Source organism: Nocardia brasiliensis IFM 10847, assembly GCF_000710915.1.
GTDB classification, from domain to species: domain Bacteria; phylum Actinomycetota; class Actinomycetes; order Mycobacteriales; family Mycobacteriaceae; genus Nocardia; species Nocardia brasiliensis_A.
Genome location: NZ_BAUA01000066.1, coordinates 1 through 18,196, shown reverse-complemented (window position 1 = coordinate 18,196; position 18,196 = coordinate 1). Strand labels below are relative to the sequence as shown.

Below are 18,196 nucleotides of genomic sequence, written 5' to 3'. Positions count from 1 at the left end.
CGGACTGGGATACTGCACGTCCCGACAACCGAGAAGGGACGTCTCGTGACCCATCCAGGGGTTGTGCCGCTGCTCGACCGTGTTGCCGACGCCGTCTCCGACGCGATCGGCCGCACCCGCCCGGACCTGGTGGGAGCGGACCCGGTGCTCCGACGTTCCGAACGCGCCGACTTCCAGTCCAACGCCGCGCTGGCCCTGGCCGAACGCCTCGGGGTCAGGCCCGCCGAGTACGCGGCCGAACTCATCGCGGCGTTGACACCCGGCACGAATCGGCCGGTGGCGACGGCGGCGGTGTCCGGCCCGGGATTCGTGAATATCACCGTGCCGGACCGGGTGCTGTGGGCGCAGGTCGCGGCACGTCTGTCGGATACCCGGCTCGGGGTGCCCGCGACAGAGCACGGGCGGCGCACCGTGCTCGATTACTCCGCGCCCAACATCGCTAAGGAGATGCACGTCGGGCACCTGCGCACGACGATCATCGGCGACAGCCTGGCGCGGGTGCTCGGCTTCCTCGGCGCCGCCGTGATCCGACAGAATCACCTGGGCGACTGGGGAACTCAGTTCGGCATGCTCATCCAATATCTCGACGAGCACCCCGACGCGCGTTGGCGCCACGACGACGCCGACGGCGCAGCGGTATCCGCGCTCGACCGGCTGTATCGAGCGGCGCGGACCGCCTTCGACGCCGATCCGGACTTCGCCGACCGGTCGCGCGCGCGGGTGGTCGCGTTGCAGGCGGGCAACGCGCAGACCCTGGATCGATGGCGCGATATCGTCGCCGAATCGCAGCGGGCGTTCGCCGATATCTACGCGAAGTTGGGCGTACTACTCACCCCGGAGGACTCCGTGGGCGAATCGTTCTACAACCCCATGCTTTCCGGCGTCGTCGCGGAATTGCTCGAGCAGGGCGTCGCGGTCGACAGCGATGGCGCGACAGTGGTGTTCTCCGACGAAGTCACCGGCCCCGACGGGGCGCCGGTGCCGCTGATGGTCCGCAAGAGCGACGGCGGATACGGTTACGACACCACGGATCTGGCGACGATCCGCTACCGCATCGACGCCCTGCGCGCGCAGCGGCTGCTGTACGTGACCGACTCCCGGCAGGCGCTGCATTTCCGGCTGATCTTCGAAACTGCAAGGCGCGCAGGATGGTTGCACGACGGCATCGAAGCCGAGCACGTCCCCTTCGGCACGGTGCTCGGCCCGGACGGCACACCGTTCAAGACCCGGGCGGGCGGCACCGTGCGGCTGGGCGATCTGCTCGACGACGCCGTCGCGCGGGCCCGCGAGGTGGTCGCGGCGAAGAATCCCGGCCTGTCAGCCGACGAATTGGACTCCATCGCAAGGCAATCCGGTATCGGCGCGGTCAAGTACGCGGACCTGTCGACCGCACGGATCAAGGACTACACCTTCGACCTCGACCGGATGATCGCCTTCACCGGCAACACCGCCGGGTATCTGCAATACGCGTACGCGCGCATCCGGTCCCTCCTCGACAAGGCCGGTGCCCCCGCGCTGGTGGTCACGACCGACGGCCCGCTCGCAGCGGCCGAACGCGCCCTCGTCTTGACGTTGGACGCGTACGGCGCCACCGTCGCCGAGGTCGGCAGCACGCTCGAACCCCATCGCCTGTGTGGCTACCTCTACCAACTGGCCCGCGATTTCACGACGTTCTACGACGCCTGCCCGGTGCTCAAAGCCGATGAGCCGCAACGCGGTAACCGTTTGGCCCTGTGTGGCCTCACGGCCCGGACTCTCGCCCACGGTCTGGACCTGCTCGGTATCGCGGCCCCGGAAAGGATGTAGACCCACACGCGGCGGAGCCGGGACGCGTGGTACGCGGCCCGGCTCTGCTGTTGTGCTGGTTACTGTTTGGCGGTCACGACCGAGTACAGGTCGTCCCACGCCTTCGGCTTCGGCGGGGCCGGGACGGCCGAGCGCGGCGCGCCGCCCCGCTTGCCACCGTCGAACGTCGCGTCGGAGGGCTTGTACGCGGGCTTGCCCTTATCGGTCAGCCAGGTCTTGAACAAGGCGTTGGTGCTGCGCCCGGTGACCGCGTTGGCCATCTCGATGAAATCCGCGACCTTGGCATTGCCGTACTGGTACTTGGTCAGCCATTCGCGCAGCATCCGGTAGAAGACGTCGTCGTCACCGATCGCGCTGCGGAATGCCTGGATCGCCAGCGCGCCACGGCTGTACAACTCGGCGGGCAGCACATTGGCCGGCCCCGGATCGGTCAGCACCACATCCCAATTGATCCGGGTCGAGGTGGCATAGGCGTAATCGGCGATTTCCGCCGCGGTGCCGGTGCCGTTCTTCTCCGACCACAGGTATTCCATGTAGCTGGCGAAGCCCTCGTTCAACCAGCCGTCTTTCCAGGTCGCCACCGAGGTCGAATCGCCGAACCACTGGTGCGCGTTTTCGTGCACCACCACCGAATCGTTCTTGCCGCGCTTGAAGAAGCCGTCGGTGTAGGTGGGTATGGTCTGGGTTTCCAGCGCGAAGCCACCCATCTTCGCGTCCACCACACCACCGGTGGATTCGAACGGGTACGGCGTGAGCTGGCTGGCCAGCCAATCGACGATCTCGGGTGTCCGCTCGATACTGGCCTTGGCGTTGGCCCGCACGGTCGGATCCAGATCCGTCGCGTAGGCGGTCAGGTTGGGCCGGGCCGGAGTGCCCGCACCCTGTCCGCCGCGCTCGTACTTGCCGATCGCCAGGTAGGTCGCGTAGGTCATCTGCGGGTTCTTGCTGAGCCAGTTGTGCCGCTTCCATCCCGGAATGTTCTGCGTCACACTGGTTTCCACGCCGTTGGAGAGGACGTCCATGTTCTCCGGCGCGAGCACCGACACCGCGTAGGTCGCCTTGTCGGTCGGGTGATCGTTGCTCGGGTACCACCATTCGGCGGAGAAGGGCTCGTTGGAGATCAGCGCGCCGTTGGGGTTCTCCACCCAGTTGCGCGCGCCTGCCGCGTTCGCCACCCGCGACGGGATGTCGTTGTAGGCGACCACCGTGGTGAACTCGGCGCCGACGGCCAGGTTGGCGGGCAGCGTCACCGCCAGCTTGTCCTTGCCCAGGGTGTATTTGGCGGCCTTGTTGTTGATCAGCACGGACTGGGTCTGCAAAAGGAAGTCGAACCCGATCGCGGACCCGGCCTTCAAATCCTGCTTGGCTTTCGCCGTGATCGTCGTCGACCCGGACAGCCTGCCCGAGGACGGATCGAACTTCAGGTCGATGCTGTAATTGGAAACGTCGTATGCGGCGCTGCCGATATTCGGGAAATTGGGATCACCGATACCGGTCAGGGGTGCGGCGGCGGCCGTGCCGGTACTCGAGATCAAAGCCGCCGCCACCAGCAGCGGAACGGCCCGCACCGAAACAGAGTGCAGCACGGGAAAACGCCTCGTCATAAAAGAACTCCAATGTGTCGTGCACGCGGATTCGCGTCTCTCCCAAGATCTTTCGCTACCAGAGAAACACATCGTTTCGGTCCGCTCGACTGGAGATCAACTGGGGAATTTCGACCGGCCCGGACGAATTCCCGAACGCCGGAACTCTCGGCGCAGCGGCCCGGGTCGATCCGACCGGTGGAGCTGGATCGGACGCATCGCGACCGGTCGGATACGCTCCCCCGACACATGTTCAGGCGACCGAGCCGACCGCATCGGCCCGCGGTGCGGTGCGCCGATCGGGATGCCTGAGAGGTCTGAGACGAGGAGCGGCGTGACAGAAGCAGCGTTCGACGTGGCCGGGTTGGTCGGGCACCACTACCGGGCCGACGACTACTACGAGGTCGGCCGGGAGAAGATCCGCGAGTACGCGCGGGCGGTACAGGATTTCCATCCCGCGCACTGGAGCGAGGACGCGGCCGACGAACTCGGCTACAGCGGTCTCGTCGCACCGACCACATTCATCTCGATCGCGGCCATGTTGGCCAACCGCCGGCTCTTCGAGACCGTCATTACTGGATACGACGGGTTCGTGCAGACCGATCAGGTCTTCGAGATGTACCAGCCGGTGGTCACCGGCGACCGCCTGATCGGCGACGTCGAACTCGAGGCCGTGCGACGGGTGGCGGGCAAGGATCTGCTCACCGTCAAGAACACCTTCTCCGACCAATCGGGGCGGGTCATGCAGGTCATGCACACCACCGTGGTCGGGCTCACCGCCGAGGACGTCGCCGCGGGTATCGGCGCGGCGATCGAGCGGGTGATCATGCACGGCATCGAGGTGTTCACCCGGATCAGCCCCGCCGACACCGCGCCGCAGGTCGATCCGGCCGCCGTTCCGGTCGCTTCGATCCCCTCCGAGGTGAGCCGAACCCGAGTGCCGCACACCGCGATTCGATTCGAGGACCTCACCGTCGGCACCGAACTCCCGGCGCGGACCACCCGGCTCACCCGCGGCGATCTGGTGAACTACGCGGGCGTCGCGGGGGACGCCAACCCGATCCACTGGCACGACGACGTCGCCGCGCTCACCGGGCTCCCCGACGTGATCGCGCACGGCATGCTCACCATGGGGCTGGGCGCGGGGTTCATCACCGGCTGGCTCGGTGACCCGGGCGCGATGATCCGCTACGGCGTCCGGCTTTCGAACTACACCGTCGTCGAGGCCCGCAATGTCGGCACCATCGAGTTCACCGGCCGGGTCAAGTCGCTCGACCCGGTGACCCGCAGCGCGGTCATCGCGATCACCGCGAAGTCCGCGGGCCGCAAGATCTTCGGCCTTGCCACGGCGGACGTCCGCTTCCGCTGACGCTCAGTCGAGCACCACGAGTCGCGTCCCGGGCAGCAGACGCGACGGCGGTAGCCCGAACATGGCGTGGAACGTGTCGGTGAGGTGCGACGGGCTGGCGAAGCCGGCTTCGACGGCGGCGGTGGTCAGATCCGCGCCCTTCGACACGGCGCGACCGACCGAGAGGATGCGCGCCCAGAGCCGGTAGCGGCGGAAGCTGGTACCGGACTGGGCGGCGAACAGGTGCAGGAAACGAGAGGTCGAAAGATGGGCCGCCGCGGCCAGTTCGCCCGCCGAGCTCGCTCCGGCCGGGTGCGCCAGCAGCGCCGCGGCAGCACCCGCGATCCTGGGGTCCACCGCGGATCTACGGGAGCCACAAGCCAGTTCGATCGCCGCGACCGGGTCGAACTCCGCGTCCGCGGCGAAGGCGAGCAGGTCGTGTTCGTTGCTGTGTGCCAGGCCGATCCCGGCCGTGCTCGCGGTCATCCGGTCCCAGCACGACTTCGCGTGCGGCGACGTCGGATCGATGTAGCAGAACAGCATCCCTGCGCCGGCCGCGACGAGCCGATGTGCTCGGCGCGGCGGAATCAACGCGGTGCGAACAACTTTCGAGATTCCGTCGACGTGCAGCGTGAACGGCGCGTCGAGGCCCACCGCGAGACAGTGCACCGAGCCGCTGTGCGCGTCGAGCTGTAACGAGGGGCCGCGATAGACCGCGTGGCCCGGCCACAACCATACGGTCGCGGGCGCAAGACAGCTCGTTTCTGGAAGTGGCGCACCGTCCATGATCGCCATGCTTGCACGACTGCGACAACGTCATCGAAAGGCGGGCCGGAAATGGGATTCGAGTATGTCGCGCGGGCGGCGCTGGTGGTGATCGGGGTGATCCACCTGCTGCCCGGCACCGTGGCGTTCGCCCCGCGCCGGGCGGCCGCGATGTACGGGACGCGCACCGGTTCCCGCGACCTGGAGCTGCTGCTGCGGCATCGCGCGCTACTGCTGGCGATGATCGGAGCAGGCACCATCGCCGCGGCGTTCCTGGCGTCGATCCAGGTCGCCGCCATGATCGCGGTCGGCATCAGCATGACCAGCTTTCTCGCACTGGCGATGAGCATCGGGTTGCGCGAACTGACCGCCGCGACCAAACGGATCTTCCGGATAGACGTGTTCGCGGTGGCCCTGCTCGCCGTGGCGGTACTCGTACTGGCGCTTACAGAGTGGACGGACTAGTCGGCATCGCCCTGCGGCACAAAGATTTTCGCGAGAACCTGACGGTCGAGCTTGCCGCGGGGCGTGCGTGGCAAGCTGCCGAGCACCCGGACCTGCACCGGAATACTGGGGCTGGGCAACGTCGTTCGCAGATGCCGCCAGATCTCGTCCAGGCTCGGGGCGCTCGAGGCGACGACGATCGCGGCGGCAGGCGCTTCTCCCATCCGGGCATCGGGGATACCGATGCAGGCGGCCTCGGCGACCCCGGGCAGCGCGGTGAGCGCCGCCTCGATGGCGGCGGGCTCCACATTGAGTCCCGCCCGGGTCAGCATCTCGCTGTCGCGGCCGAAGAGCCGCAGGCGATTTCCCCGCACCGCGCCGCGGTCACCCACCGTCATCCAGCCGTCCACCGGGCCGCCGGCGATGCCGTCCGCGGTGAGATAGCCGTCGAAGAGCATGTCGCTGCGCACGAACACCAGACCGTCCCTGATCTGCGCGTCGACGCCGTCGAACAGCTCACCGGCCGAGTTCTCGTCGGTGTCGCCGAGTCCGCGATCGAAGGACACGAAGCTCAACTCGGACGCGCCGTAGAAGTGCACGAGTTCCGCGTTCGGCAGCACCGCTTGCAGCGCCTGCCGGCCGGGACGCGGCCAGCGTGCCGCGGAGGACAGCACCTCCCGGACGCCCGGCAGCGGCCCGGTGCCGGAGCGCACCACGTCCCAGGCGATGGTCGGCACCGAATACAGGTGGGTCGCACCGTCGTTCAGCGCGGTCATGACCGGCCGCAGGTCCACGGTCGCGCCTCGGGTGAGCGCGTGCAGCGCCCCGTACAGGAAATGGGTGTGGTCGAGCACGCCGGGCGCGGCGACCCGGTCACCGGCGCCGATGTCGAAGGTGGCGTCGGAGCGATCGAGGGTGGTGGCCCACGAGTGCTGGTCGCGGACGAACAGTTTCGGCGCGCCGGTGGTGCCGGAGGTGATGCCGACCAGCAATTCCGCGTCCGGGCGCGCTCGGCCCGACGGGCCCGTCCCCGCCAGTTCGGCGGCCGTCCGCACGGGACCGTCGAAGCCCATCTTTCGCAATCGCCGGTGCTGCCCGGCGGCGGCGACCACCGCGCCGGGCCGCGCGAGTTCGAGCACCGTGGCCAGCTGGTCCGCCATCAGGTGCCGGTGCAGCAGCACGACACTCACCCCGCAGTGACAGGCCGCTGTCACGACCACCAGCGATTCGACATCCGAAGTCGGCAGGACAGCAACCCGGTTCATGCCGTGCAGGCCGGCCGCGGTGCGGGTGACCCGATCCCAGAACTCGCCGTAAGCGACGCGCTCCGGGCCGGATTCGACGGCGATGGTCGCCGGGGCCGCGGCGGCGCGGCGCTCGATCCGCGCGGCGAGCAGCTCACTCATCGTCCACTCCTCTCGCCGCCAGTGCCTCGCCCATGGCGTCGGCGGTGCGCAACGCGCGCACCAGCACCGGCGTGGCCAGCGCCGTCATCGACCATTGCAGACCCCTGGCCCGGCGCGCCTCGGCCACCTCGTGCACGATTCCGGCCAGCAACGGCACGCAGCGGATGGCCAGCGCCAGCAGCAGTCCGATCCGTTCCGGGTCGACGCCGATCCGGCGCAGCGGGCCGAGCGCCCGGGTCACGGTGTCGAGCAGGTCGCTCACGCGGGTGGTGAGGGTGACGAGCGCCGCGAGCGCCACCGAGATCAACAGCACGCCGCACACCACCACCGCACGCGCCGGTGAGGTGATCAGCACCTGAAAGACGGCGATGATCAGCAGCATCCACACCACCGGTCGCAGCTGCGCCACCGCGACGCGCCACGGAATGCGCGCCAGCGCGAACAACCCGGCCACCGCCAGCGCGGCGAGACCGACCTGAATCGGACTGCGCAGCAACACCGTTGCCGCGACGATCGCCGCGATGAGCAGCAGCAGCTTCGCGCCCGCGGGCAGCCGGTGCAGCGGCGAGTCCCCCGGCCGGTACAGGCCGATCATTCGACCAGCGCCCGGTAAGCCGGCACCGCGGCCGCGGGGGTTCCGTCGAAAGCCACCAGACCGTCGTCGATCACGATGACCCGCTCGAAACCCTCCAGCAGCGCGAGCTGATGGGTCACCACGATCACCTGCTGGTCGATCGCGTCCAGCGCGGCGGCGACCACCCGGGCATTGCGCAGGTCGAGCAGTGTGGTCGGCTCATCCGCGACGATCACCTCCGGCCTGCGGATCAACACCGCGCCGAGCGCGAGCAGTTGTTTCTGCCCGCCGGACAACAGGTGTGCAGGATGATCGGCGTGCTGATCGAGCCGGAAGCGCACCAGCATCTCCTGGACGCGCGCCGCCACCTCCGCCTTGCTCAGGCCGGAACGGCGCAGCGAGAACGCGAGATCCTCGGCCACCGTGGGCATCACGATCTGGGTGTCCGGATCGGTGAAGACGAAACCGACCTTGCGCCGCACCTGCGCGCCCTTACGTGCGACGTCGACGCCGTCCACCGTCACCGTGCCCGAGGTCGGCGTGAGCAGACCGTTGATCATGCGGGCCAGCGTCGATTTGCCGGACCCGTTCGCCCCGATGATGCCGACCCGGCGCTCGGTGATGCGCAGATCGATGCCGCGCAACACTTTTCGCTCGCCGAACGCATGCCCGACCTGGTCGAACCGAATCTCACTCACGACTGCGCCTCGCTGACGCTCGGCTCCGTCGTGCGCGAGGCACGCTGCGACATGGTTCGCTCGCTCCGCTCGCTCACGCTGCCCGCTCCACCAGCATCGCGATCCCCTGCCCGCCGCCGATGGCGCAGGCCGCCAGGCCGAGTGCCGGACCGTCCGGGCGCAGCATCTGAGTGGCCAGCCGCACCAGCAGGATCGCGCCGGAGGCGCCCCAGGGATGACCCATCGCGATCGCTCCGCCCTGCGGGCAGATCGTCGATTCGTCGAGGCCGAGTTCGTCCGATACCGCCAGCACCACCGACGCGAATGCTTCGGTGATCTCGACGATACCGAGATCGGCGACGCCGACACCGGTGCGCCGCAACAGCTTCCGGATCGCGGGCACCGGTCCGAGCCCGGGATGGGCCGGATCGGACCCGGCCACCGCTGACCCGAGGATCCGCAGCGCGGGCAGTCCCGCCGCGCCCGCGGCGGTGGTGACCGCGACCACCGCGGCACCGTCGGAGATCCCGCACGAGTTGCCCGCGGTGGCCGTGCCGTCGGCGCCGAAACTGGGGCGCAGCCGCGCGAGTCGCGCCTCGGTCAGGCCCGCCCGAATCCGCTCGTCACGCCGGACGTCGCCGATCGGCACGAGTTCGGCCGAGAAGTCCGCGGCGGCGGCCGCGCTGTGTGAACGCGCCGCGTAGGCGTCCTGCCGCTCACGGCTGATCCCGCGCACGCGCGCGAGGTCGTCGGCCGCGGCCCCCATGTCGGGGTCGGGAAAGCCTTGCGGCGCAAAGGGCGCACGGGTGTAGCGCACCGGTGCGGCGTCCCCGGCCGGCGGCCAGAACCGCCACGGCGCGGTGCTCGCCGACTCGACACCGCCGGCCAGGATCAGCTCGTCGCTCCCGCTCTGCACCCGCAGCGCCGCCTGCATCACCGCGTCCAGTCCGGACCCGCACTGCCGGTCGACGGTGACGCCGGGGACCTCGGTACCGAATCCGGCCGCCAGCGCGGCGATCCGGGCCGGATCGCCGCCCGGCCCGAGGCAGTTGCCGAGCACGACGTCGTCGATTTCCGCGTCGACCCCGGCCGCGCGCAAGGTCGAGTGCACCTCCCGCAGTACGGGCGCGGCGAGATCGGTCGTGGTCAGGGTGGCGAACCCGTGCCCGGCGTTGCCGATCGGTGTGCGCCGCGGCGCGACGAGGACGGGTCGACGGTTCATGCCAGCAAGTCTTTCAGCTCACCCCGAGCCACCTTGCCACTAGCCGTGCGCGGCAGCACGGGCAGCGGCACCCAGCGCCGCGGCATCGCCTCCTTCAGCAGCACCCGGCGGGCGTGCGCGCGCACCGTGCCGATGCCCACCTCGCCGTCGAGTTGCACTGCGGCCGTGACGATCTCGCCGAGCACGGCATGCGGTGACCCGATCACCGCGACGGCGGCGACCCCCTCGATCGCGCCGAGCACCCGCTCCACGTCCTCCGCGAGCACGGTGGTGCCGCCCACGTTGATCGCGGACTCACCCCGACCGCGCACCGTGAGCGAGCGATCGGGTCCGAGCTCCGCCAGATCGCCGACGCCGAACCACTCCGGCGCGCCCAGCACCCGATACGGCGTGCGCACATACAGCAGCCCGGCACGGATCTCGGCCTCGACACCGTCGAGCAGGCGCAACGGCTCCGGCACCCGCCGGGCCGCGACGAGCGACACCTCGGCGGAGCCGTAGTACTCGATCAGCTCGAGCCCTGCCGCAGCGGCCCGCGCACCGTCGTCCAGGGCGATGCCCGCGACGATCGCCGTGCGCAGCGCGGGCGCGCGGCCCACCACCTCACGCAACACCGCGGGCACCGCGTGCACCACTGTGGCCCGCGCCGGATCGTCGGTCACGCAGGCCCCCAGCCACAGCGTGTGCAAGGCGGCGAACAGGTGCATGGTCGCGTACAGCGGGCCGGTGAGCAGCACCCGATCCGCGGCGGTGACGCCGGTGATCGCGGTGAACGCCGGAAAGCTGTCGTACCAGGACGCGGCGGTCCTGGCGAGCGGCCGTGGCCGGCCGGTGGAGCCGGAGGTGGTCACCAGCAGAAAAGCCGAGGCGGGAAGTTCGGATCGCACCGGGCGGGCGGCAGGGTTCTCGATGAACACCGGCACGCCCCGCCGTGCGGCCGCGCAGACACAGATCAGCGCGTCCGGCACGTCGAGCGCCGACGCGTCGTAGCTCGTCGCGCTCGGGTGCCGCTCGATCCACTGCTCGATCGCCCGGTTCAGTTCGGCGTAAGTGTAAGTGCGGCCGCCGAATTCGATGGCGGGCCGAGCGCCGGAGCCACCGAGTTCCGGATCACGCACGGATCAGCCCGGGGTACGCGCGGTGCACGCCCTTCGCGACGATCGAGGCGACGACGACCTTGGCCAGGTCGCCGGGAATGAACGCGAAGTTGGTCGTGATCGCGTGCCGGACGTCGAGGTCGGTCCGCAGCAGCAGGCCGAGGGTGCCGAACAGGTAGATCACCACGATGCCGCCGAGCGCGTTGATCAGCAGCCCGAGCACGATCGGGTACTTCGGCAGAATGCGCGCGGTCAGCAGGCCGATGACCAGCGCGGCGGGAATCCAGCCGACCAGGTATCCGGCGCTCGGCCCCGCCATCGCGGTCAATCCGGTCCGCCCACCGGACAGCAGCGGCAGCCCGATCATGGTCAGCGCGAGGAAGACCACCACCGCGGCCGTGCCCTTGCGCGCCCCCAGCACCGCGCCCGCCAGGATCACGCCCAGCGTCTGCACCGTGATCGGCACACCGCTGAAGCCGACCGTGATGGCGCCGGGCAGGCCCATCGCCGCGATCAGCGCCGCGAAGACCGCGATCTGCGCCATGTCCCGCGCGGAAATACCGACCCTCGACCTCCGAGGGTCCTCGACACCGTCCACGATTTCCTCCGCTAGCGACTTGAACGACGTTCAAGATAGCAGGCGCCGCATCGCTTCCGGACCTCACTCCGCCCGCGGTCGACCGGCCAGGTCGTGCAGGTGCGGCGCGCGGTCGCCGACTCAGCCGCGCGCGCGGATCCGCGCCTGCACCTCGGGCCTGCGCAGCGGCGGCACCGACTTCGGCGGGACCTTGCGATCGGGCAGCTGATCCAGCAGCCGGGTGGTGATCGCCGCGATCTCGGCGACGGCCGCGTCGACCGCGGGCTTCGTCGTGGCGGAGATGCTGGACAGGCCGCCGACCTTACGCACGTACTGCAACGCCGCGGCCTGGATCTCCTCCGGTGTCGCGGCGGGTTCCAGCCCCCGGAGGGCCGTGATGTTTCGACACATACCCCGAGGCTAATCCGCCCCACCGACACCGCGCGGCCCGAACGCGTCGATGGCCGGGATCCCCGGAATAAGCGCAGGTGGGCAGTAGTGTGACCGACGCACGCACCCGACCTCGCGGGACCCGATCGGAGGCCGAGCTGAACGCGTCACGAGACTGGAGCGACGAGCTGGTCGCGTCCACGCAGTGGGTGCTCCTCGCGTCCGCGCTCACCGGCCTGGTCTTCCTGATCGTCGTCACCGTGCTGCTGCGGGTCACCACCTGGGGACGGCATTTCCGGCGCAGCACCGGCGGGTTCTTCCGCGGGCGGACGGCCTGGCGCACGATCCCGCTCGCCGGGGTGTTGCTGATCATCGCCGTGCTCTCGGTCCGAGTGAAGGTGCTGCTCTCCTACCAGGGCAACGACATGTTCTCGGCCCTGCAGAACGCCGCCGAGGCGCTCGGCCGCGGCGACAACGCCGCCCTGGCCGACGCGGAGCACGCGTTCTGGCACTCGCTGCTCGTCTTCGCCGTGCTCGGCATCCTCGACGTGGCCCGCACCCAGCTGGACTTCTACCTCGGGCAACGCTTCGAAATCCGTTGGCGCCGTTGGCTGACCGAGCGGATGACCAGCGAATGGATCGACGGCCGGGCCTATTACCGCACCCGGTTCATCGACGCGCCGATCGACAACCCGGATCAGCGTATCCAGCACGACGTGACCGAGATGACCGGGCGCGCGCGGTCGTTGTCGCTCGGGGCGGTCACCTCGGTGGTGTCGGTGGTGTCGTTCACCCGAATCCTGTGGGATCTGTCGGGGACGCTGACCCTTTTCGGCGTCGAGATTCCCAAGGCGATGGTGTTTCTGGTCTACCTGTACGTGCTGGTGGTCACCGCCGTCGCCTTCTGGATCGGCCGCCCGCTGATCGGCCTCGGCTTCCGCTACCAGGCGGTGACCGCGAACTTCCGCTACGCCCTGGTCCGGCTGCGCGACAACGCCGAACGGGTGGCGTTCTATCGCGGCGAGCAGACCGAACAGCGCGGGCTGCGGGCGCTTTTCGCCGAAGTGCTGCTGGTCTATCGCCGCCTGGTCCGGTTGACCACCCAGTTCATCGGCTGGAACCAGGCCGCCAGCGAGGTGGCCGTGGTGTTCCCCTGGTTGCTGCAGGCACCGCATTTCTTCAGCGGGACACTGACACTCGGCGACGTCCAGCAGACCGGGACGGCCTTCGGTCAGATCCAAGGCGCGCTGTCGTATTTCCGCAACAGCTACAGCGAGTTCGCGGTGCTGCGAGCCACGCTGCTGCGGCTCGACGGTCTGATCACGGCGAGCGAGCAGGCCAGGAAGCTGCCGACACTGCCCGTCCAGATCACCGAGGACACAGTGGAACTCACCGATATCGAGGTGCGCAAGCCGGACGGCACGGTCCTGATCGAGGGCCTGAACCTGCGCCTGCGCGCCGGTGACGCGGTGGTCGTCAAGGGACTGTCCGGCAGCGGCAAGACCACCCTGATGCGTGCGCTGGCCGAAATGTGGCCCTACACAGACGGTCTCGTCGGAAAGCCGCAAACCCCCGGCACGCTGTTCATCGCCCAGCTGCCGTACCTGCCGCTGGGCCCGTTGCGCGCGGCCGTCACCTATCCCGCGGCGCCGGACAGTGCGCCCGGCAAGACTGTCGCCGACGCTCTGCGCAAGGTCCAACTCGGCCATCTGGCAACAAGATTGGACGAGGACGCCGATTGGTCGAACATCCTGTCCCCCGGTGAGCAGCAGCGGCTGGCCTTCGCGCGATTGCTGCTGATCCGGCCGCGAGCCGCGTTCCTGGACGAGGCGACCTCGGCGATGGACGAGGGCTTGGAGTTCGCGCTCTACACCATGATCCGCACCGAGCTGCCCGAGCTGATCCTGGTGAGCACCGCGCATCGCAGCACCGTCGATCAGCATCATGACACCCGGCTGGAACTGGCCGGCGGCGGCCGCTGGTCCTACGGGTAGGGTCGCCGCCGGCCAGGGTCAGGGTCGCGAACCCATCCGCGCTCGATCGAACCGGATCAGCGGCAGCGCGAGCACCGCCAGCACCGCGCCGATCACGCACACCGAGGTGAGGGCGGCGCCGCGACCGAGGGTGAGCGCGGCCAGCACAGGAGTACCGCTGATGCCCAGCTGGAACGCCGAGACGGTGGTGGCGCCCGCGAGGGTGGGCGCGTCCCCCGCGATCGCGAACACTCGGCCGTACAGCGCCGGATTGAGCACGAACGCCGCGACGCCGAGCAGAAACACCACCGGCACCACGATCCATACCTGGGTCATCGCGAGCGCGAGGACCACCGACAGCAGCACGATCGCCGCCGCGCCCGCGCCGAGTGCCAGGTGCGGGCGACGGTCGGCGATCCGGCCACCGATCGACAGGCCGAGGAACGCCCCGACGCCGAACAGCGCGAGCACCGCGGGAATCCAGACAGGCGCGACGCCGGTGTCCTCGGCGAGCATGGCCGCCAGGTAGTTGAACGTGATCATGTACGCCGCCGTGGTCAGGATTGTGATCGCGTAGACCAGCCACAGCCGCGGCCTGCGCATCGTGGCCAGCTCCCGTCGCACGCTCGGCACGACCCCTGCTTCTGTCGTGGCACCGGGTATTCCGAGTAGGCAGCCGAGGATCCCCGCGACGGTCAACAGCACGACGGCCCAGAATCCGCCGCGCCATTCGGTGAAATGACTCAGCAGCGTGCCCGCGGGACCGCCCGCCACCATCGCGACGCTGAGCCCGCTCACCACCACCCCGGACGCGCGGGCATTGCGGTCCGGGGTGACCAGCCCGATCGCGGTCACCGACGCGACCGCGAAAAAGCCCGCGTACGCGACACCCGCCACCACCCGGGAGACGAGCAGCACCTCGTACCCGCCCAGCAGGCCCACCGCGATGCTCGCCGCGAACACGCCCTGGGTCACCACCAGCGCGGTGCGCCGCGGCCAGCGCAGACTCAGCACCGCGAACGGCGGGCCGCCGCATACGACGCCCAGCGCGAACGCGGTGATGAGCAGCCCGGCCGCGGACAGCGACACGTCCAGGTCGACGGCCGCCTCTGGCAGGACCCCGGCCAGCAGGAACTCCGCGGTCCCCATTGCGAACAGGCTGAAGCCCAGCAGATAGACGCCCAGGGGCAGCCGGTCGGTCCGGCGCTCGGTGAGCTGTGCGGTGGCGCTCATCGCCGGACTCCTTCGATGTGCGCGTCCCGCGCGAATTGCGTTGCCGTATCCGTTGTTCGGTTCATGTCGGATCACCTCCGAGCCGAGCATCGGCCCAGCTGCCCGGTATCGGCAAAGGATGTTGCCGATACCGGGACGGATTGGTTTACTCGACACCATGGATGATCAACCGAGCGTCGGTGCCGTGCTCGAGCAGATCGCACCGCGCCTGCGCCGGGCCCGGGAACGGCAGGGCTTCAGCCTGGCCGACCTCGCCCGCGCCACCGGCTTGTCCACCAGCACGCTCTCACGACTGGAATCCGGCCAGCGCAAACCCAGCCTCGAACTGATCGTCCCGGTGACCGTCGCGCTCGGCGTTCCGCTCGACGAGATCGTCGTGACGCCGCGCGTCCTCGATCCCCGCGTCCCGCAGCAACCCACCAAGCGCGACGGCCGGGTGCTCATCGCGCTGTCGCGGCACCAAGCCGAGCCGCGCGCCTACAAGATGACCATCCCCGCCGACGATCACGACCCCTATTTGCGCACCCACGACGGATACGAGTGGCTCTACGTGCTGCACGGCCGGCTCCGGGTCCGGCTCGCCGAGCACGACTTCATCATGGGCCCGGGTGAAGCCGCCGAATTCGACTGCCAGATCCCGCACTGGTTCGGCTCCACCGGCGCCGGCGCCGTCGAAATCCTCAGTCTCTTCGGCAAACACGGCGAGCGTATTCACACGCGCGCCCGAACTCCCGGCCGCAACTAGCCGCTCGGGCGCCGCCACCACGCCAGGAACTGCGCGAGCGCCGGGGTGTCGGCGTCGCCCATCCACGCCAGCCGGATGGAGATCCGCGGTGGATTCGCGCCGAACGGGATGACGCAGATGTTCTCGTGGGCGATCCGAGTCGCCCGTTTCCGGTCGAGCACGCTGATTCCGGTGCCGGTGGACACCGAATCGAGGACCTGTTCGGCGTCGGATTCCTCCGCGACCAGATTGGGCGCGCGATCGCCCCAGATGTGCGTGACGAGTTCGTCATAGAATTCCGGCCCGGTATGCCGGGACCAGAGCACGATCGGCTCGTCGACGATGTCCGCGTTTTCCACGGTGGCGCGCCCGGCCAGCGGATGGTCGCGCGAGACGACCACCGCGGCCTCCTGCATCCCGATCAGGTGCGTATGGATTCGGGGATGCGCGATATTTCCGCGCACGAATGCGACGTCGATCTCGCCCGACTCGAGCAGGTCCAGATTCCAGGAGGTCCAGCCGGTAATCGTGGACACCGTGATATCGGGAAATTCCTTGCGAAATGCCCTGATGCGCTGGGAAATATCGCTGTCGGAGCCCGAGCGGGTGAACGCGACCTTCAGCTCGCCGGTGGTGCCGGAGGCTCGAGCCCGCACGCCACGCTCCAACTCGGCGGCCGCGTCGAGCAGTTGCTGCGCGCCTGCCTGTAACGCCACACCGGCCGGGGTCAGCACGAAGGAGCGGCCGTTGCGCGTCAAAAGCTCCACCCCCAACTCCCGCTCCAACGCCTTGACCTGCTGTGACAGCGCGGGCTGAGTGATGTGCAACGCGTCGGCCGCCCGCCCGAAATGCCGATGCTCGGCGACTGCCAGAAAGTAACGAACCCGGCGCAGATCGTCCACGCGGTCAGCCTAGCCAGATAAGGAGACCTTATCAATCGGAAGTAAAAACGTATTGGACCGGCCGGTCTCCGTGGCCCAAGACTGTAGCTACCGATCAGTCCACGCCCGCAACCGCGAAAAGGTGTTCCGATGCCTACGACAGTCGCCACCGCCATTGCCGAGAGTCTGCGCGCCAGGGGAATAGCCGAATTCTTCGGGCAGAGCCTGCCCTCGCTGCTGGTTTTGGCCGCCGAGGATCTCGGCATCCGTCAGATCGTCTATCGCACCGAGAACGCGGGGGGCACGATGGCCGACGGTTTCGCTCGGGTTTCGCGACATTGCTCGGTGGTTGTAGCGCAGAACGGTCCCGCCGCAACGCTTCTCGTTCCGCCGCTGACCGAGGCCGCCAAGGTGTCCATTCCGGTGGTCGCGTTCATCCAGGATGTGCCGAGTCCGATTCGCAACAAAAATGCGTTTCAGGAAATCGATCACCAAAGTCTGTTCTCCGGCTGCGCCAAGTGGTTCGACCGCCTCGACGATCCGGATCGGGTGCACGAGTACCTCGACGCGGCCTTTCGCGCGGCGACCAGCGGCCGACCCGGGCCCGCCGTCCTGATGCTGCCGAAGGACATCCTCGATCAGCCCGCTCCCCCGGTGCCGACGAGCCACCACCCGGGACCGCCCGAGTTCCCGCTCGACCGGATCCGCCCGCCCGCGGACGCCGTGCGCAGCGCGGCCGAACTGCTGGCCCGGGCCCGGCGCCCGCTCGTGGTCGCCGGTGGCGGCACGATCGCCTCCGACGCGGGCGCGGCGCTGGCCCGGTTGAGCGAGCTGGCCGCACTACCCGTCGCGACCACTCCGATGGGTAAGGGCGCGCTACCGGACACCGCCGATCTGAGCGTCGGCGTGATCGGCAATTACATGGGCCCACAAGGGGTTTCGCACGGAATGCGGGACTGGATCGCCGGTGTCGACGTGGTGCTGTTCGCGGGGTCACGCACCAACGAGAACGGCACCGACGGCTGGACCCTGTTCCCGGACGACGCCACGTTCATCCACCTCGATATCGATCCGGCCGAGATCGGCCGCAACTATCCGTCGCTGCGTCTGGTCGGCGACGTGCGCGCGGGCCTGGACGATCTCACCGCGGCGCTGCGCGGGCTCGATCTAAGCGAACGGAGCGCGAGCCGCGCCGCGGTCACCGCGCAGATCGCCCGGTCCCGGGCCGCGTTCGAGACCACCACCGCCGCCGTGCGCACCGCGACCAGCGAGCCGCTGCGCCCGGAACGCATCGCGGACGAGATCAGCGCGCTGCTGCCGGACGACGCCATCGTGGTCGCCGACGCCAGCTACTCCTCCATCTGGGTGGCCAACTACATCCGCGCCACCACGCACAACCAGCGCTTCCTGTTGCCGCGCGGCATGGCCGGGCTGGGCTGGGGGGCTGCCGCTGGCGCTCGGCGCCAAAGCCGCGCGGCCGTCCGCGCCCGTGCTGT

Annotated in this window: 17 protein-coding genes; 6 read left to right on the top strand and 11 right to left on the bottom strand. The window is 69.3% G+C overall.

Annotation, left to right across the window (positions count from 1 at the left end; all coding sequences use genetic code 11):
• The first annotated feature begins 45 nt into the window (after positions 1–45).
• On the top strand, positions 46–1,806 hold the full coding sequence (argS, locus tag NBRGI_RS14125) for an arginine--tRNA ligase (protein ID WP_029896350.1): 1,761 nt from the start codon (positions 46–48) through the stop codon (positions 1,804–1,806).
• Between the two features lie 59 nt (positions 1,807–1,865).
• On the opposite strand, the gene NBRGI_RS14120 is transcribed toward argS, so the two are convergent.
• Positions 1,866–3,410: a M1 family metallopeptidase gene (locus tag NBRGI_RS14120; protein ID WP_063726263.1), complete on the bottom strand. Its 1,545-nt coding sequence runs from the start codon at positions 3,408–3,410 to the stop codon at positions 1,866–1,868.
• A gap of 313 nt (positions 3,411–3,723) precedes the next feature.
• Between NBRGI_RS14120 and NBRGI_RS14115 the strand changes: the two genes are divergently transcribed.
• Positions 3,724–4,758 carry a fused (3R)-hydroxyacyl-ACP dehydratase subunits HadA/HadB gene (locus NBRGI_RS14115; RefSeq protein WP_029896347.1) on the top strand — a complete coding sequence of 345 codons (1,035 nt, stop codon included), beginning with the start codon at positions 3,724–3,726 and terminating at the stop codon, positions 4,756–4,758.
• Positions 4,759–4,761: 3 nt separating this feature from the next.
• On the opposite strand, the gene NBRGI_RS14110 is transcribed toward NBRGI_RS14115, so the two are convergent.
• On the bottom strand, positions 4,762–5,523 hold the full coding sequence (locus NBRGI_RS14110; protein WP_148310811.1) for an AraC family transcriptional regulator: 762 nt from the start codon (positions 5,521–5,523) through the stop codon (positions 4,762–4,764).
• A gap of 51 nt (positions 5,524–5,574) precedes the next feature.
• On the opposite strand from NBRGI_RS14110, the gene NBRGI_RS14105 reads away from it, so the two are divergent.
• The gene (locus tag NBRGI_RS14105) at positions 5,575–5,967 is read left to right on the top strand and encodes a hypothetical protein (protein ID WP_051727739.1); all 393 of its coding nucleotides are present in this window, start codon (positions 5,575–5,577) and stop codon (positions 5,965–5,967) included.
• Here NBRGI_RS14105 and NBRGI_RS14100 read toward each other — a convergent pair.
• From NBRGI_RS14100 to NBRGI_RS14070, 7 genes are all read right to left on the bottom strand, one after another.
• Complete coding sequence (locus NBRGI_RS14100; protein WP_029896341.1) at positions 5,964–7,352, bottom strand: AMP-binding protein; 1,389 nt, start codon at positions 7,350–7,352, stop codon at positions 5,964–5,966. The two genes, NBRGI_RS14105 and NBRGI_RS14100, sit on opposite strands and share 4 nt — an antisense overlap.
• Positions 7,345–7,947 (bottom strand): energy-coupling factor transporter transmembrane component T family protein, encoded by a 603-nt coding sequence (locus NBRGI_RS14095; RefSeq protein WP_029896339.1) that lies wholly within the window; start codon positions 7,945–7,947, stop codon positions 7,345–7,347. The genes NBRGI_RS14100 and NBRGI_RS14095 overlap by 8 nt, the downstream gene beginning before the upstream one ends.
• On the bottom strand, positions 7,944–8,624 hold the full coding sequence (locus tag NBRGI_RS14090; RefSeq protein ID WP_029896337.1) for an energy-coupling factor ABC transporter ATP-binding protein: 681 nt from the start codon (positions 8,622–8,624) through the stop codon (positions 7,944–7,946). The genes NBRGI_RS14095 and NBRGI_RS14090 overlap by 4 nt, the downstream gene beginning before the upstream one ends.
• Positions 8,625–8,697: 73 nt before the next feature.
• Complete coding sequence (locus tag NBRGI_RS14085) at positions 8,698–9,825, bottom strand: thiolase family protein (RefSeq protein ID WP_029896335.1); 1,128 nt, start codon at positions 9,823–9,825, stop codon at positions 8,698–8,700.
• Entirely contained in the window at positions 9,822–10,943 is a 1,122-nt protein-coding gene (locus NBRGI_RS14080; RefSeq protein WP_029896333.1) for a class I adenylate-forming enzyme family protein, read from the bottom strand. Before NBRGI_RS14080 ends, NBRGI_RS14085 begins: the two co-directional genes overlap by 4 nt.
• On the bottom strand, positions 10,936–11,520 hold the full coding sequence (locus NBRGI_RS14075) for a biotin transporter BioY (protein ID WP_029896332.1): 585 nt from the start codon (positions 11,518–11,520) through the stop codon (positions 10,936–10,938). Before NBRGI_RS14075 ends, NBRGI_RS14080 begins: the two co-directional genes overlap by 8 nt.
• 120 nt (positions 11,521–11,640) lie before the next feature.
• Positions 11,641–11,910: a DUF2277 domain-containing protein gene (locus NBRGI_RS14070; protein ID WP_014983676.1), complete on the bottom strand. Its 270-nt coding sequence runs from the start codon at positions 11,908–11,910 to the stop codon at positions 11,641–11,643.
• Positions 11,911–11,999: 89 nt separating this feature from the next.
• Between NBRGI_RS14070 and NBRGI_RS14065 the strand changes: the two genes are divergently transcribed.
• Positions 12,000–13,883 (top strand): ABC transporter ATP-binding protein/permease, encoded by a 1,884-nt coding sequence (locus NBRGI_RS14065; protein WP_148310810.1) that lies wholly within the window; start codon positions 12,000–12,002, stop codon positions 13,881–13,883.
• A gap of 18 nt (positions 13,884–13,901) precedes the next feature.
• Here NBRGI_RS14065 and NBRGI_RS14060 read toward each other — a convergent pair whose 3' ends face one another.
• Complete coding sequence (locus NBRGI_RS14060) at positions 13,902–15,095, bottom strand: MFS transporter (protein ID WP_029896324.1); 1,194 nt, start codon at positions 15,093–15,095, stop codon at positions 13,902–13,904.
• 157 nt (positions 15,096–15,252) lie between these two features.
• On the opposite strand from NBRGI_RS14060, the gene NBRGI_RS14055 reads away from it, so the two are divergent.
• On the top strand, positions 15,253–15,840 hold the full coding sequence (locus NBRGI_RS14055) for a helix-turn-helix domain-containing protein (RefSeq protein ID WP_029896322.1): 588 nt from the start codon (positions 15,253–15,255) through the stop codon (positions 15,838–15,840).
• Here NBRGI_RS14055 and NBRGI_RS14050 read toward each other — a convergent pair.
• Positions 15,837–16,721, bottom strand: a complete 885-nt coding sequence (locus NBRGI_RS14050; protein WP_051727738.1) for a LysR family transcriptional regulator — start codon at positions 16,719–16,721, stop codon at positions 15,837–15,839. The genes NBRGI_RS14055 and NBRGI_RS14050 overlap by 4 nt on opposite strands.
• 129 nt (positions 16,722–16,850) lie before the next feature.
• Here NBRGI_RS14050 and NBRGI_RS43735 point away from each other — a divergent pair.
• Positions 16,851–18,196: thiamine pyrophosphate-binding protein (locus tag NBRGI_RS43735; protein ID WP_051727737.1), on the top strand; the 1,346-nt coding region annotated here is incomplete at its 3' end.